Origin of the sequence: Bhargavaea cecembensis DSE10, from assembly GCF_000348905.1 — a bacterium.
Lineage (GTDB): Bacteria > Bacillota > Bacilli > Bacillales_A > Planococcaceae > Bhargavaea > Bhargavaea cecembensis.
Genome location: NZ_AOFT01000002.1, coordinates 319,037 through 334,142, shown reverse-complemented (window position 1 = coordinate 334,142; position 15,106 = coordinate 319,037). Strand labels below are relative to the sequence as shown.

Below are 15,106 nucleotides of genomic sequence, written 5' to 3'. Positions count from 1 at the left end.
TGGGGAAATGGGGAAAATCCAGAAGATCCTGGTGGCTAACCGGGGAGAGATTGCAATCCGGATTTTCCGGGCGTGCACAGAACTGAAGATCCGCACAGTCGCCATCTACTCGGCGGAGGACAGCGGATCGTTCCACCGTTATAAAGCGGATGAAGCATACCTGGTCGGCAAGGGGAAAAAGCCGATCGATGCCTATCTTGACATTGAGGGGATCATCGCCATCGCGAAAGATTCCGGCGCGGACGCCATCCATCCGGGATACGGCTTCCTGTCGGAAAACGTTGAATTCGCACGGCGATGCGAAGAAGAAGGGATCATCTTCATAGGGCCACGCTCTACTCACCTGGATATGTTCGGCGACAAAGTCAAGGCACGCGAACAGGCGGTCAAGGCTGATCTGCCGGTTATTCCGGGAAGCGGCGGCCCTGTTTCTTCGCTTGAAGAAGTCCAAACATTCGGGGAACAGAATGGCTATCCGATCATTATCAAGGCAGCACTCGGCGGCGGCGGCCGCGGAATGCGGGTAGTGCGTTCTTCCGATGAGACGGCAGAAGCCTATGAGCGGGCAAAATCCGAAGCAAAAGCTGCTTTCGGATCCTCCGATGTCTATGTAGAGAAATTCCTCGATAAACCGAAACACATCGAAGTGCAGATCCTGGCAGATACATACGGCAACGTCGTCCATCTGTATGAGCGCGACTGCTCAGTCCAGCGGCGCCACCAGAAAGTCGTGGAAATTGCACCGTCGATCACGATCTCGGACGAGCTTCGGGCGGAAATCTGCGAAGCGGCAGTCCGCCTCATGAAAAATGCAGGATACATCAACGCCGGTACGGTAGAATTTCTTGTGGACGGGGACAACTTCTACTTTATCGAAGTCAATCCCCGGATCCAGGTGGAGCATACCATCACGGAGATGGTGACAGGAATCGACATCGTGCATTCACAAATCTATATTGCAGAAGGCAGGAGCCTGTCCGATCCGGAGACGGGGATCCCGGCACAGGATAGCATTCCGCTGTTCGGCTATGCGATCCAGTCCAGGGTGACGACGGAAGATCCGCTGAACAATTTCATGCCGGATACCGGCAAGCTGATGGTCTACCGGTCAGGCGGCGGTTTCGGTGTCCGTCTGGATGCAGGCAACGGCTTCCAGGGGGCGGTCATCACGCCTCACTACGATTCCCTTCTCGTCAAGGTATCCACGTGGGGGATGACGTTCAAGGAAGCGGCGGCGAAGATGGAGCGGAACCTGCAGGAATTCCGGATCCGCGGCATCAAAACGAATATTCCGTTTCTTGAAAACGTCGTCAAACATCCGGATTTCCTCAGCGGCAGATACAATACCGCGTTCATCGATGAGACGCCGGACCTGTTCATCTTCCCGGCGAGGAAGGACCGCGGGACAAAGCTTCTGACGTACATCGGCAATGTCACCGTCAACGGCTTCCCGGGCATCGGTAAAGAACAGAAGCCGGTGTTCCATCCGGCCCGCAAACCGTCCGTCGACCTGTCTGCACCGCCAAAGCAGGGAACCAAGCAGATCCTTGATGAGCGGGGAGCCGAAGGGCTCGCACAGTGGATCCGTGAACAGGATGATGTGCTGCTGACGGACACCACATTCCGGGATGCACACCAGTCACTGCTTGCGACCCGTGTCCGGACGCATGATCTGCTTGATATCGGTGATGAAACCGCACGCCTTATGCAGGATGCATTCTCACTTGAGATGTGGGGCGGCGCGACGTTCGATGTCAGCTACAGATTCCTTGGCGAAAGCCCTTGGGACAGGCTGATCAAGCTTCGCGAGAAAATCCCGAACGTGCTGTTCCAGATGCTATTCCGAGGATCCAATGCGGTCGGCTACACAAACTATCCGGATAATGTGATCCGAGAGTTCGTCAGGAAATCGGCGGAAGCGGGCATCGACGTATTCCGCATCTTCGACAGCCTGAACTGGATCAAGCAGATGGAGGTCGCCATCGATGAGACCCGGCTGTCAGGAAAGGTTGCTGAAGCGGCCATCTGCTACGCCGGGGACATTCTGGACGACAACCGCGCGAAATATACAGTTTCCTATTACAAGGAGATGGCGAAGGCACTGGAAGATGCCGGCGCGCATATTCTCGCCATCAAGGACATGGCGGGGCTTCTGAAGCCTGAAGCGGCTTACCGTCTTGTCTCGGAGCTGAAGGATACGGTTTCGCTTCCGATCCATCTGCACACGCATGACACGAGCGGCAATGGAATCTTCATGTACGCCCGTGCGATCGATGCCGGAGTGGACATCGTCGACACGGCACTCGGCTCGATGGCCGGCCTCACCTCCCAGCCGAGCGCTTCGTCGCTGGCCTATGCGCTTTCGGGCAGAGAACGCAATGTCCGGGCGGATATCGGTTCTCTGGAAGAGCTTTCCCATTATTGGGAAGACGTCCGGAAAATGTACGGAAGGTTCGAGAGCGGCATGAAGAGCCCGCACTCGGAGATTTATGCCCATGAGATGCCGGGCGGCCAGTACAGCAACCTGCAGCAGCAGGCAAAAGGGGTCGGCCTCGGTGAGCGCTGGGAAGAAGTGAAGGAGATGTACGGCCGCGTCAACATGCTGTTCGGCGACGTTGTCAAAGTTACACCTTCTTCAAAAGTGGTCGGCGATATGGCACTCTTCATGGTCCAGAACAACCTGGATGAACAGTCCGTAATTGAACGGGGCCGTTCGATCGATTTCCCGGATTCAGTCATCGAATTCTTCCGCGGGGAGATCGGCCAGCCATACGGCGGTTTCCCGGAAGAGCTCCAGAAAGTCATTCTGAAGGGAAGGGAACCCCTCACTGTACGCCCTGGTGAACTGCTGGAACCGTTCGACTTCCAGGCGGCGCGAGACCAGCTGTTCGAGAAACTGAACCGTCCGGTTTCCGCCCATGACATACTGGCGCATGCACTTTATCCGAAAGTGTTCGATGACTTCGCTGCCCAGGCGGAGAAATTCGGGGACGTTTCCGTACTCGATACGCCAACTTTCTTCTACGGGCTGAAGCTCGGCGAGGAAGTGGAAGTGGAGATTGAGAAAGGGAAGACCCTCATCATCAAGCTTGTATCGATCGGAGAAGTTCAGCCGGACGGGACACGGAACCTCTACTTTGAACTCAACGGCCAGCCGCGTGAGGTCTGCATTGACGATGCATCTGCGGAAACGGATCATATCCAGCGGAAAAAGGCGGAGAAGGGCAACAGTAAGCATATCGGCGCAACCATGCCGGGTACTGTGCTGAAAGTTGCCATTGACCGTGGCAGCCGGGTCAAGCGGGGCGAACATCTCCTCATCACCGAAGCAATGAAGATGGAAACGACCGTCCAGGCACCATTTGACGGCACGGTCAAAGAAATCCATGTTTCTGCGGGAGACTCCATTTCCACCGGGGATCTTCTGATTGAAATGGACGAAGACTGATAAAAAACAGCAGGGAATGCCGAAAACGGCATTCCCTGCTGTTTTTTTGTGAATAGTGGATGGGGGATTGTTTTGTGCGAAGATATGAAAATGCCGCAGACAACAACGGTTGTCTGCGGCTGGAGCCCGGATCGGTTTATATCTTTTTCTCGAAGTGCCGGCTCCTTGAGACGAGCAGGATCATGTAGCAGAGGAGGCCGAACAGAAGCGAGATGATCAGTGAGTGGACCAGGGCCGCGGCCAGATTGGCACGTGTGAGTACCACGAGCATGCCGGTCGTCGCCTGCGCCAGAACGAGGATCAGCGCAATCAGCCAGCCCCGGCTGACAGCCTTCTGGCTCTGGTAATGTTTCCACGCATGGTAGAAGATATAGGCGATCCAGACCATGATGAGCAGTGCGGCAACCCGGTGGCCCATCTGCACCCACTCATGCATGTTTGTGGGAAGGCCGATGTCGTCATTTCTGCAGAACGGCCAGTCCCTGCAGACCAGTCCCGAATCCGTATGCCGGACCAATGCCCCCGTATAGACGACGATATACGAATAAAGGGTAACGCCGATCGTATGCCACTTCAGTTTTTTGCCGATTCTCACATTCTCCGCATCGAATTTCCGGTCCACCTCGAAAATGAGGAGTGTCAGCAGGAAAACTGCTGTGAAAGAAATCAGGGAAATGCCGAAGTGAAGGGCGAGGATGAAGTCACCCTGCCCCCAGAGCACCTGTGCTGCACCGATCAGTGCCTGGAGGACGAGGAAGAAGATGGCCATGAACGACAGAAACTTTGTTTCGCGTATATGTCCGAGTGCTCGCCATGCCCAGACGGACAGTAGGACAATCAGGATCCCGACCACACCGGTAACAACACGGTGGGAGAACTCGATCAGCACTTCAGCGTTGATCTCTGACGGAATCAGTTCTCCGTTGCAGCCGGGCCAGTGCCTGCCGCAGCCCATCCCGCTTTCCGTCTTCGTGACGAGCGCCCCGCCAAGAAGGATGGCGAGCATGCCGATCGTCGAAGCAACGGCGAGCCATTTCAGTGTTCGATTGTGCTGCATGGATGACACCTCTTTAAGAGTTCTGTACCGTTTGGTGACGGTGTCGCTTAACTGATGATATCGGAAACGGAGGGCAAAAACAACGGCGACACCCGCATGGAACACCCGGCCGCACTCCATTTCACAATTTGTTCATAAAAAAGGCTCAAAGGCTTCACAAAAGATTTTCGTAAATGCATTACTATAGAGATGCTGTGCTCTATTATACGGACGGTCCGCTATCATTCGACAAATTCGGGTTATGTATAGAATTCAGCCCGAAATTCAGCTATAGTAAAGGGTAGCGGAACTTGCCGGCAGTTCGAAAGGAGGGGTTTCATGACAAACAGTCGCACCGCACATGCAACTGCGGCGGAAGCTGAATCCGCTTCTTTTATGAAGGACTTTTTGGCACTCATCAAGATCGGCATCGTGAACTCGAATGTCATTACGGCGTTTACCGGTTTCTTCCTTGCCATCCAGTTCGCCGGCCGGCACTTTCTGGACGAGTTGGACTTGTTGTTTTATGTCGTAATTGGGTCCTCACTAATCGTCGCCGGGTCGGCGGCGATGAACAACCTGATCGACAGGGACATCGACCCGATCATGTCGCGGACGAAATCACGTCCCACAGTAACAGGACGCTTCAGGGCATCATCGGTTCTTGCCATGTCGGTTGCCTTTTTGCTGATCGGGGAGATCCTTCTGTTCTCCGCCAGCACGACAGCCGGGCTATGGGGCATCGTCGGGGTTTTCAGCTATGTTGTTCTCTACTCGATGTGGTCCAAGAGAAAGCATGTCAGCAACACGATTGTCGGCAGCATTTCCGGGGCCATTCCTCCGCTGATCGGCTGGGCTGCCGTCGAGCCGACGCTTGGCCCAGGTGCATGGGCGCTGTTCCTGATCATGTTTGCCTGGCAGCCGCCTCACTTCTATGCCATCGCCATGAGAAGGACGGAAGAATACCGAGCAGCGGGCATCCCGATGCTCCCGGTCGTAAAAGGATTCGCCCGGACGAAAAAATCGATGCTCGCCTGGGTCCTCGTTCTCTTCCCGCTCCCATTCCTGCTGCCTCAGCTTGGCTGGCCATTTATTGTCCTCGCCACGGCACTTAACGCAGGCTGGCTCTTTATCGCCCTGAAAGGCTTCAGGGCGGAAGACGACCTCAAATGGGCAACACGAATGTTCGTGTACTCGCTGAACTACATGACGATCCTATTCGTCTCGATGATCATCTTCGCGGTCATCATCTGATTGCGGAATTCTTTCTTTGATAAGAATTCATCATAAATTGGGCACTCCGTCCTCATATTTGAAAACATCTATGAAAGAGAGGTTTGGTTAATCGATGATGAAAGGACTCAAAAAATGGCGCCTTGTAACGCTGCTGGCAGCCCTCACCATCATCCTGTCGGGTTGCGGCGAAGAATACCTCTCGACGCTTCTACCGGCAGGGGAAGTCGGACAGGACCAGTTTAATCTCCTGCTCCTGACGACCGGCATCATGATCCTCGTCATGGCAGTCGTCTTCACCATCTACTTCATCGCGCTTGCAAAGTTCCGCCGCAAGAAGCTGGGTGACGACCATATGCCAAAAGACGTGGAAGGAAGCCACAAGCTCGAATTCATCTGGACGGCGATCCCGATTCTTCTCGTCATCATCATGGCAGTTCCGACAGTCTACTACACCTATAAACTGGGTGATGTGTCGGCGATGGAAGCAACAGACGAAGAAGGAAACCCGGAAAACCTTGTCGTCAACGTGACGGCAAAGCTGTACTGGTGGGAATTCGAATATCCTGAGCACGGAATCGTCACTTCCCAGGAACTCGTCGTTCCAACAGGCGAGAAAGTGTACTTCAACCTGATTTCCTCTGACGTCAAGCACTCCTTCTGGATCCCTGCGGTCGGCGGTAAGCTTGACACGAACGTCGAGAACGTCAACAAGTTCTATCTGACATTCGACAAGGAATCCAAAGATCTCGAAGACGGCGTCTTCTACGGGAAATGTGCCGAACTCTGCGGTCCTTCCCACGCGCTCATGGACTTCAAGGTGAAGACCCTGAGCCCTGATGAGTTCGACAACTGGGTTGCAGCGATGAAAGAAACCGAAGGTGCAACAGCAAGCGCTGAGTCCGCAGATGCGGGTGAGGCTGCATTTGGACAAAGCTGTATCATGTGCCATGCGGTTTCCGCTGTCGGCACGAGCGGTGCTTCGGCTCCGAACCTTGCTACCTACGGTGACCGCAACCGCGTTGCAGGTTTCCTCGAGCACGACAAGCAAAACACGATCGACTGGATCAAGGATCCCCAGAAGTACAAGCCGGGCAACCTGATGCCTGCCTTCGACCAACTGTCGGATGAAGACCTTGATGCCATTGCAGATTATCTGCTTGATCTGAAAGTAGAAGAATAAGGTACCGGTAAAGGAGGGTAACTAACAGTGACAACTGTTGCGAATTCAGTCGGACAAAAGAAAGGGTTCGGCGCGACGCTGTGGGATTGGTTGACCACAGTTGACCACAAGAAGATCGGTATCCTTTACCTCATCGGCGGCGGGTTCTTCTTCGTCCTCGGCGGTATTGAAGCCATGCTGATCCGTCTGCAGCTTCTCATACCGAATAACGACTTCGTCAGTGCGGGGTTCTTTAACGAACTGATCACCATGCACGGTACGACGATGATCTTCTTGGCAGCGATGCCGCTTTTGTTCGGATTTATGAACGCCATCGTCCCGTTACAGATCGGGGCGCGTGACGTTGCGTTTCCATTCATCAACTCCCTTGGTTTCTGGATGTTCTTCTTCGGGGGGCTGTTCCTGAACCTCAGCTGGTTCCTGGACGCTGCACCTGATGCCGGATGGACATCCTATGCATCCCTGTCGATAGCCTCGACAGGCCACGGAATCGACTTTTATGCGATCGGTCTCCAGATTGCCGGTGCGGGTACGCTCATGGCGGGGATCAACTTCCTCGTCACGATCATCAACATGCGTGCACCTGGTATGACATACATGCGTATGCCGCTGTTCACATGGACAACATTTGTGGCATCCGCACTGATCCTGTTCGCATTCCCGCCGCTCACGATCGGGATCTTCTTCCTGACATTCGACCGGATGTTCGGCGGTAACTTCTTTGACCACACGATGGGCGGCAACACGATCATCTGGGAGCATATCTTCTGGATTTTCGGTCACCCTGAGGTATACATCCTGATCCTTCCGGCATTCGGGATTTTCTCGGAAATCTTCTCCGTCTTCTCCCGCAAGCGCCTGTTCGGTTACTCGGCGATGGTCTTCGCGACTGTCCTCATCGGGTTCCTCGGGTTCATGGTTTGGGCCCACCATATGTTCACGGTCGGTCTCGGGCCTACGGCAAACGCGATCTTCGCTGTTGCGACAATGGCAATCGCAGTTCCTACAGGGGTCAAGATCTTCAACTGGCTTCTGACCATGTGGGGCGGAAGCATCAAGATTACGACTCCGATGCTTTATGCTCTTGGATTTATCCCGTCGTTCGTCATGGGCGGCGTAACCGGTGTCCAGCAGGGTGCTGCACCGCTTGACTACCAGCTTCATGACTCGTACTTCATCGTGGCCCACTTCCACTACGTCATCGTCGGTGGTGTCGTGCTCGCGATTCTTGCGGCGACTCACTACTGGTGGCCAAAAATGTTCGGTACGATGCTCAGCGAAAAGCTGGGTAAGATCACATTCTGGTTCTTCTTCATCGGCTTCCATATGACGTTCTTCCTGCAGCACTTCCTCGGTCTGATGGGGATGCCGCGCCGGGTCTGGACATACATGGACGGCCAGGGCTGGAACCTGTTTAACCTGATCAGTACGATCGGTGCCATCCTGATGGCAATCGGCGTCATCGTGCTCATCATCAACATCATTGTTACGACTGCAAGGAACGAACGTGTCGGCAACGACCCTTGGGAAGACGGCCGCACACTCGAGTGGGCGATTCCTTCTCCGCCGCCGTTCTACAACTTTGCACAGACACCGCTTGTCCGCGGCCTGGACACGTACTGGATCGAAAAGCAGGAAGGCCATAAAGGCTATACTGCAGCCGAGCCGGTGACAGATATCCACATGCCGAACGGTTCGATCATTCCGTTCTTCATGACACTCGGACTCTTCATCGCAGGCTTCGGTGCGATGTACCGTGTCGATCATAGCTGGGGACTTGGTGTCCTGGTCTTCGGACTTGCGTTCACGTTCCTTACGATGGCGATCCGCTCGGTCAAGGATGACCTCGGATACTACGTAACGAAAGACCAAATCCGCCGCATGGAAAGGGGGCGCGACTGATGGATCTGAATACTAAATTCACACCTCAGTCCTGGCCGGATCATCCGGAAACGGCCACGATGGAAGCCAAGAACAAGTTCGTCGGCTTCTGGCTCTTCCTCGGTGGAGAGACAGTCCTGTTTGCCACGCTCTTTGCAACGTATCTCGCGCTTAAAAACTCGGTTCCTGACGGGAACGAGTTCCGCACCGAGACACTGTTTGAACTGCCGCTAGTCTTTGTCATGACGATGCTTCTTTTGACATCGTCACTGACGAGCGTATACGCGATGTATCACATGAAGAACTATAACTTCAAAGGGATGCAGGTCTGGCTGGCCATCACCGGCTTCCTCGGCCTCGGCTTCCTTGCTCTTGAAGTTTACGAGTTCAATCACTACATCCACCTCGGGTTCACTTTCGGCAATAGTGCATTCAGCTCGGCATTCTACACGCTTGTCGGCACGCACGGACTACACGTTGCAATCGGCCTCGTCTGGCTGACGCTTCTGATCCTGCGGAACGCGAAACGCGGACTGAACCTGTACAATGCCACGAAGTACTATACATTCTCGCTGTACTGGCACTTCATCGACGTCGTCTGGGTATTCATCTTCACGGTAGTCTACTTGATGGGAGTGGTCGGTTAATATGGCACACGATATCGAGATCATCGAAAAGACACCGGCCGAGTACGCATACAAGAAGCGCCGTTCTGACCGGCTGATGCGCAGCCAGCTGATGATGTTCGCGCTCATGATCTTCATGACGCTGATCTCCTTCGCGGCTGTCCAGGCAGGCTTTTCCGCCTACTTTGTCATCCCGGTGGTGCTCCTTCTTGCAGCTGTGCAGGTCGGACTCCAGCTGTATTACTTCATGCACATGAGTGAAAAAGGCCATGGCCTGGTTGCATTCTTTATGTACGGCGGAATACTGATCGCGTTCCTGACCGTCCTGACATTCGTCACCATCATCTGGTGGTAATGCAGCAACATCCCTGAAGCATCTTGCTTCAGGGATGTTTTTTTCGTTTTCTGATGGCGCATGCTTGAATCAGGCAATTCATCTGTTTCAGTTCCGTCAGGCAGGTGTCATAGTTCGTTCATTGATTCACCTATCTCCCGGGCTTATAATGGGAGGAGACCTTTAAAAGGAGCGATGGCAATGGTGCCAATTAGCATATTCGGTTTCAGGGCGCTTTGGAGCCCCTACTTTTTCCTGACGCTCGTCGTCCTGTTCCTGCTTTACCTGGCCATCACCGTAAAATGGCGAGACCGTTTTGAAGAAAGCGAGCCGCTCACGCGCAGCGAACTGATCTACTTTTCGGCAGGGATGCTGCTTGTTTACATCACCAAAGGATCTCCCGTCGATCTTCTGGGACATATCCTGTTCAGCATGCACATGGTCCAGATGGCGATCCTTCTGCTGGTCGCGGCACCGTTCCTCATCAAGGGGATTCCGGTGTGGATCTGGAGAAACGTCTTTGCCGTCCCTGTTCTCGGTACGATTCTCCGTGTTCTGACCAGACCGCTTGTCAGCGTCATCGTTTTCAGCGCCATGTTCTCGGTCTATCACCTTCCTGCGATCCTGGATACGATCAAGCTCAGCATTCCGCTTCATGCGGTCTTCACGATTACGCTCTTTATCTCCGCGCTGTGTCTCTGGTGGCCCCTGCTCAATGAAAATGACTTTGCGCCTAGGCTTAAGCAGGGCCTGCACAAGATCGCCTATATCATCTCCAGCGCGATTCTGATCACTCCTGCGTGTGCGCTGATCATCTTTGTCGACACGCCTGTGTACGAGACCTACCAAAGCGGGGAAGCGTGGCTCATGTCGATGGCGCTCTGTGTTCCGGCCTCGACTCTAAGCGCACTGTCCGGCACCGGCCTGTCAGGACCGGAAGTGTTCACGTCCATGCCGATCCTATACGATCAGCAGATGGGCGGGGTCATGATGAAGATTCTCCAAGAGATTATTTACGGAGTAGTACTCGGCAAGATCTTCCTGAGCTGGTTCCGTCATGAGCGGGACAATGCGGATGAACTTACACAAAAACAATTGCTTGAACGCAAGCGGCTCTCGATGTACAACTGAGCCGCACACAATAGGGGGATAACATTCAGATGTCACTGCCGATCTTACCGACCATCAGCACATTCTTCATCGTCCTGAGTGCGATTTTAGTCGCCATCGGGTGGTCGCTCATCAGAAAGCGGAAAGTGGAAGCCCATAAAAAGACGATGCTGGCCGCCGGCGTTTCGGCACTTCTGTTCTTCATCATCTATGTCTCCAGAACGGTGTTTGTAGGGAATACGTCGTTCGGCGGTCCGGACGATCTGAAGATCTACTACACGGTCTTCCTTGTCTTCCACATCATTCTGGCGACAACAGGTGCCGTGTTCGGACTGGTGTCGATCTATACCGGGCTTAAGGAAGTCCTTCCGCGGCACCGCAAGATCGGCCCTGTTACAAGCATCATCTGGTTTTTCACCGCCATCACCGGTGTAGCCGTCTACCTGCTCCTGTATGTCTTCTATGAAGGCGGAGAGACGACTTCGATGCTCAAGGCCATCTTCGGCCATTAAAAAAAAGACCGCCCATGGCGGCCTCCATCAGCAGATCATGCGCACCGGCATGGTCTGCTGTTTTTTGCATTTGGTATTGTAATCATATAAAAGACTGTAGGCAGGGAGTAATCCCGCATTGCCCACAGCCAGAATTTCAAATTTTGAATTCCAGTTTGATGATGCCTGCTTCCCGTGCCGTCGTAAAGAGGATGACGATCAGCGGGCCGATAAACAGGCCAAGGAAACCGAAAAGCTTCAGACCGATGAACATCGAAATCAGTGTGGCAAGAGGGGACAGGCCGATCTGCTCTCCCATCACTTTCGGCTCAACAGTGCGGCGGATCACGAGAAGGATGGCTGCGAGGATCGCAAGTTTTGTTCCTTCGGCAACATCACCGATCGCAAACTGATAAATTGACCAGGGGGCAAGGATGATGATGGACCCGAGGATGGGGATCAGGTCGATGATCCAGATGATGATGGACATCAGAATGGCATATTCGGGCTTGATCAGAAGCAGTCCGACAAACGAGGCGGCCAGAATGATCAGGCTGACGAGGAACTGGGCCTTGATGAAGCCGAATACCGTCCGGTTGAGACGGTCCGTCATCAGGATTACTTTTTTCGCGGTGCCGTCGGTCAGGTGGCTGAAGACTTTTTTCTTCAGGCCGGGAAGGTCCAGCATAAACAGGAACAGTGCGATGGCGTAGAACAGCAGGCTCACCAGGAAGTTCGGAATTCCCGTCAGAAGCCCGGTGATCACGTCATAGTTGACGAAGGCGAGCAGGAAATCCCTGGCCGTTTCGATCACCTGGTTCATGCCGTTCTGGATGGATTCCACGACCTCAAGCGGCATGCCTTCCGTATAGTTGAACAATTTGTCCTGCATATCGATCCAAGCACCGGCAATGGCGTTGAATGTATCCGGAGCGGACTTTGTGAAATTGATCAGCCGGCCGACAAGCTGGGTCACCGTAAAGTAGATTAACAGGGCCAGCAAAAGCAGGAAGAAGATATAAACCGAGATCACGGTCAATTTTCTCTTCCACTTAAACCGGATCATCGTCATCCTGACAAGCGGTTCCAGCAGAATTGCCGTGATGAGGGCAAAGATGAGCGGCAGAGAGATCGGCAGGATAAAGAATGCGATCAGGATGGTGATGATTGTGAGGAAGATAATTGTAAAGGTGCGGCGGTTCAGCCATTTTCCCATGAATGAGGTCTCTCCCAGATGGTTGATACATTTATTATAGCCAACAAAAAGAAGTTTGAATAGAAGCGAAGTTTCAAGTTTTTCCGGCAAGCAATCAAAAAGCCCCGCTCAATCGAGCGGGGCGCGGCCATCAGGCCTGCAGTTCGTACGGCTTCAGATCTTCTTTCAGTGCAAGAAGGGTCTGTGTGCAGCTATCAAGAAGGTAGTCCGGGAAATGTTCATCTTCGCCGTATTCGACACCATGCGGATAATAGTGCTTGCCGATCACCGGTTTCTTAAGATGAATCACCGCATCCCTGGCTCCGACATCACCGTCTTTCGTGTAGCCGAAAACGCGGAGATAATAAGTGCCTTCCTTGATGACGATCTTTTTATCATAGCTTACCCGTTCATAATCCCATTGCTCAGCGCGGATGAGGCCATGCTTGTTCATGATATCATCAAGCAGCTGTAGATCGGCGGCAACGCCTTCGATGCCGGTGTTTTCAAAGTACATATTCAGTACGCCTCCTTTGGTGCGGTCTGTCTGCATATCATACCCCATCTATGATAGAACAACGGGAAAACAGTTGCAATGACAAGATTGTGTCCAAAGTCGCCGCACTGTTATAATGGTCCCAATAAACAGAGACCGAGGAGTTTTTTGATTGAAATTTGCACTCAGGCTTATTGCGGTCCTTGCTGCCATCACGGCGGTGATCCTTTTCACGACACAGGGCACAAAAGAGAATGATCCGCTGATTTCACCGGTTCCGAATACGGCCATGCCGGGGGAAGGAGCCCCTTCGCCGGGACAGGATTCCGTCAGCCGGCCGGAAAACGGCCTTTCGGTTTTTGTCGGTGAGACAACTGAAAAGCTTACCCGGGAATTTGGACGGCCGGACCGGATCGAGCCCTCCATGTACGGTTACGAGTGGTGGGTGTTTAGCCGCTCGGCAGATACCTATATGATGGCCGGTGTACAGAACGGGACGGTCAATCAGGTATATGCTGCCGGACAGGATCTTGACGTAAGCCCGTTCAGCATCGGCGAACCGATGGAGGAAATTTATCGGTATACGATCATCGAGCCGGAGGTCAGCGTTGAAATCGGGACCAATCGGTACCTTTTCTCCCTGAACGGCGACGATCTGGAAGAGCGGCTTCTTGTGGCCTTTGACGGTGTATATGCCCAAGTTTACGCCGACCGGGAAGAGGGAGAGGTCATGGCGGTACGATACCTTTCTCCCCGGGTGCTTGTCCTGCATCAGCCATACGAAATGACATACGAAGGTCATTTGATCGCAACGGAACCGCTATCATCGGCAGTGCAGATAGCTGCTGACCGGGCGGCCGAGCAACAAGTTATGGAGCTGACAAATGTTTTCCGGCAGCGGCATGAACTGCTTCCGCTGCAGGCCGATGGGAGTGCGGCAGTGATTGCACGCGAGCGCGCATCCGATGCTGCCAGGGGCAGCCGGACAGAGGAAGGGATCGGACCGCTGTCAGACCAGCTGAAATTGGCAGGCATCGACTACGGCGAGGCGGGGGAGAACATCGCGGCGGACTATGTGGATTCCGCCGCAACCGTTCACGGCTGGGTGAATTCTCCGGAACACCGTGAGCTGATCTTTAACCGAAAATACAACCGGCAGGCAGCCGGCGTATCCAATAAAGTGTATTCGCATCTGTTCCTCAACCGGAAGGAACCGGCCGGCTCTTCCGAGTGAGGCGGCCGGTCATCCGGTAACGAAGGTTCCGGGACATTCTTCGGAAAAACTGCGGATATGAAGCGGCACGGATGCCATCGCGGCATACAGTGCCGCTTTTTTTTGAATAACGGGCCGTTCTGTCTCCAAAAGCGGAAGAAGTTCCTTGTAGGTCAGTGTTTCAAACAATTTCGCATCCGGCTTCACGGAAGGGTCCGCTTCCATTACACCGGGAACGTCCTTGAAGAACTCGACGATTTCGGCATCGAGCATATCACCCAATACCACTGCTGTGAGGTCGCTCCCGCCCCGGCCCGTGGTCCGGATCCGGCCGTCACGCCCTGTCCCCTGAAAACCGGGTACGACGGCGACATTGCGGTCACCCCAGATGCGGAAAAACGGCTCAAGCTCCATTTTCAGATCTGCGCTGCCGAATGGCCCTTCGGTCAGGATGCCCGAACGGCTGCCATAGATCAGTTCGTTTTCGATCCCTTCCTTTTCAAGTTCGGCAGACATGATCGCCGAGGAAAGGAGTTCCCCGCAACCGGCCGCGACATCCTGGGCATGGGGAGAGATTCCGAGCGCATCACTGATGGACAGCAGGCTGTCCGTTGAGTAGGAATCTCCTGCCCTCCCCATGGCGGATACGACTATGACAACCTTCCCGTGTTCCTCGATCGCCCTTCTGATATGACGGATGCATGCTTTTCTGGAGCTGCTGTCCCTCATGGCGACCCCTCCGAATTTCTGGATGATCATCGAACTACGCCACCATCTTTCTTCGTGTCATTCAACCACCGTCCTACATACGATGGAGGGTACTCCAACATAATGTATTCGCTCGGAACAAAAATGTTCGG

The 15,106-nt window shown here is 53.8% G+C and carries 13 protein-coding genes; 9 read left to right on the top strand and 4 right to left on the bottom strand.

Annotated elements, in window-relative coordinates:
- Positions 1–7 precede the first annotated feature (7 nt).
- Positions 8–3,448: a pyruvate carboxylase gene (pyc, locus tag C772_RS03265; RefSeq protein ID WP_008297388.1), complete on the top strand. Its 3,441-nt coding sequence runs from the start codon at positions 8–10 to the stop codon at positions 3,446–3,448.
- Between the two features lie 136 nt (positions 3,449–3,584).
- Here the strand turns inward: pyc and C772_RS03260 are convergent, their stop codons facing one another.
- Positions 3,585–4,505: a COX15/CtaA family protein gene (locus C772_RS03260; protein ID WP_035001260.1), complete on the bottom strand. Its 921-nt coding sequence runs from the start codon at positions 4,503–4,505 to the stop codon at positions 3,585–3,587.
- Between the two features lie 318 nt (positions 4,506–4,823).
- Between C772_RS03260 and cyoE the strand changes: the two genes are divergently transcribed.
- The 7 genes from cyoE (at position 4,824) to C772_RS03225 (ending at position 11,363) form a co-directional block, all read left to right on the top strand.
- The gene (cyoE, locus tag C772_RS03255) at positions 4,824–5,738 is read left to right on the top strand and encodes a heme o synthase (protein WP_008297386.1); all 915 of its coding nucleotides are present in this window, start codon (positions 4,824–4,826) and stop codon (positions 5,736–5,738) included.
- A gap of 94 nt (positions 5,739–5,832) precedes the next feature.
- A complete protein-coding gene (coxB, locus tag C772_RS03250) occupies positions 5,833–6,900 on the top strand; it encodes a cytochrome c oxidase subunit II (protein WP_008297385.1) in 1,068 nt (355 codons plus the stop codon).
- 27 nt (positions 6,901–6,927) lie between these two features.
- A complete protein-coding gene (ctaD, locus tag C772_RS03245; RefSeq protein WP_008297384.1) occupies positions 6,928–8,802 on the top strand; it encodes a cytochrome c oxidase subunit I in 1,875 nt (624 codons plus the stop codon).
- Positions 8,802–9,428, top strand: coding sequence for a cytochrome (ubi)quinol oxidase subunit III (locus C772_RS03240; RefSeq protein WP_008297382.1), 627 nt, complete (start codon positions 8,802–8,804; stop codon positions 9,426–9,428). The genes ctaD and C772_RS03240 overlap by 1 nt, the downstream gene beginning before the upstream one ends.
- A gap of 1 nt (position 9,429) precedes the next feature.
- A complete protein-coding gene (gene ctaF / locus C772_RS03235) occupies positions 9,430–9,762 on the top strand; it encodes a cytochrome c oxidase subunit IVB (protein ID WP_008297381.1) in 333 nt (110 codons plus the stop codon).
- A 183-nt stretch (positions 9,763–9,945) separates the two neighbouring features.
- A complete protein-coding gene (ctaG, locus tag C772_RS03230; protein ID WP_035001315.1) occupies positions 9,946–10,872 on the top strand; it encodes a cytochrome c oxidase assembly factor CtaG in 927 nt (308 codons plus the stop codon).
- A 29-nt stretch (positions 10,873–10,901) separates the two neighbouring features.
- Positions 10,902–11,363 carry a DUF420 domain-containing protein gene (locus C772_RS03225; protein WP_008297379.1) on the top strand — a complete coding sequence of 154 codons (462 nt, stop codon included), beginning with the start codon at positions 10,902–10,904 and terminating at the stop codon, positions 11,361–11,363.
- A 136-nt stretch (positions 11,364–11,499) separates the two neighbouring features.
- Here C772_RS03225 and ytvI read toward each other — a convergent pair whose 3' ends face one another.
- Positions 11,500–12,558 carry a sporulation integral membrane protein YtvI gene (gene ytvI, locus C772_RS03220; RefSeq protein ID WP_008297378.1) on the bottom strand — a complete coding sequence of 353 codons (1,059 nt, stop codon included), beginning with the start codon at positions 12,556–12,558 and terminating at the stop codon, positions 11,500–11,502.
- A 130-nt stretch (positions 12,559–12,688) separates the two neighbouring features.
- Positions 12,689–13,054, bottom strand: a complete 366-nt coding sequence (locus tag C772_RS03215) for a YugN family protein (RefSeq protein ID WP_008297377.1) — start codon at positions 13,052–13,054, stop codon at positions 12,689–12,691.
- 151 nt (positions 13,055–13,205) lie between these two features.
- Here C772_RS03215 and C772_RS03210 point away from each other — a divergent pair, with 151 nt between their 5' ends.
- On the top strand, positions 13,206–14,267 hold the full coding sequence (locus C772_RS03210) for a CAP domain-containing protein (RefSeq protein WP_008297376.1): 1,062 nt from the start codon (positions 13,206–13,208) through the stop codon (positions 14,265–14,267).
- A gap of 9 nt (positions 14,268–14,276) precedes the next feature.
- Here C772_RS03210 and C772_RS03205 read toward each other — a convergent pair whose 3' ends face one another.
- Positions 14,277–15,005: an amino acid kinase family protein gene (locus C772_RS03205; RefSeq protein ID WP_008297375.1), complete on the bottom strand. Its 729-nt coding sequence runs from the start codon at positions 15,003–15,005 to the stop codon at positions 14,277–14,279.
- Positions 15,006–15,106 lie beyond the last annotated feature (101 nt).

Coding starts and splice junctions, on each gene's coding strand:
- C772_RS03240 (WP_008297382.1), top strand. CDS start 8,802: ATGGATCTGAATACTAAATTCACACCTCAGTCCTGGCCGGATCATCCG.
- coxB (WP_008297385.1), top strand. CDS start 5,833: ATGATGAAAGGACTCAAAAAATGGCGCCTTGTAACGCTGCTGGCAGCC.
- pyc (WP_008297388.1), top strand. CDS start 8: ATGGGGAAAATCCAGAAGATCCTGGTGGCTAACCGGGGAGAGATTGCA.
- C772_RS03260 (WP_035001260.1), bottom strand. CDS start 4,505: ATGCAGCACAATCGAACACTGAAATGGCTCGCCGTTGCTTCGACGATC.
- ctaF (WP_008297381.1), top strand. CDS start 9,430: ATGGCACACGATATCGAGATCATCGAAAAGACACCGGCCGAGTACGCA.
- cyoE (WP_008297386.1), top strand. CDS start 4,824: ATGACAAACAGTCGCACCGCACATGCAACTGCGGCGGAAGCTGAATCC.
- C772_RS03225 (WP_008297379.1), top strand. CDS start 10,902: ATGTCACTGCCGATCTTACCGACCATCAGCACATTCTTCATCGTCCTG.
- C772_RS03215 (WP_008297377.1), bottom strand. CDS start 13,054: ATGTACTTTGAAAACACCGGCATCGAAGGCGTTGCCGCCGATCTACAG.
- C772_RS03205 (WP_008297375.1), bottom strand. CDS start 15,005: ATGATCATCCAGAAATTCGGAGGGGTCGCCATGAGGGACAGCAGCTCC.
- ytvI (WP_008297378.1), bottom strand. CDS start 12,558: ATGGGAAAATGGCTGAACCGCCGCACCTTTACAATTATCTTCCTCACA.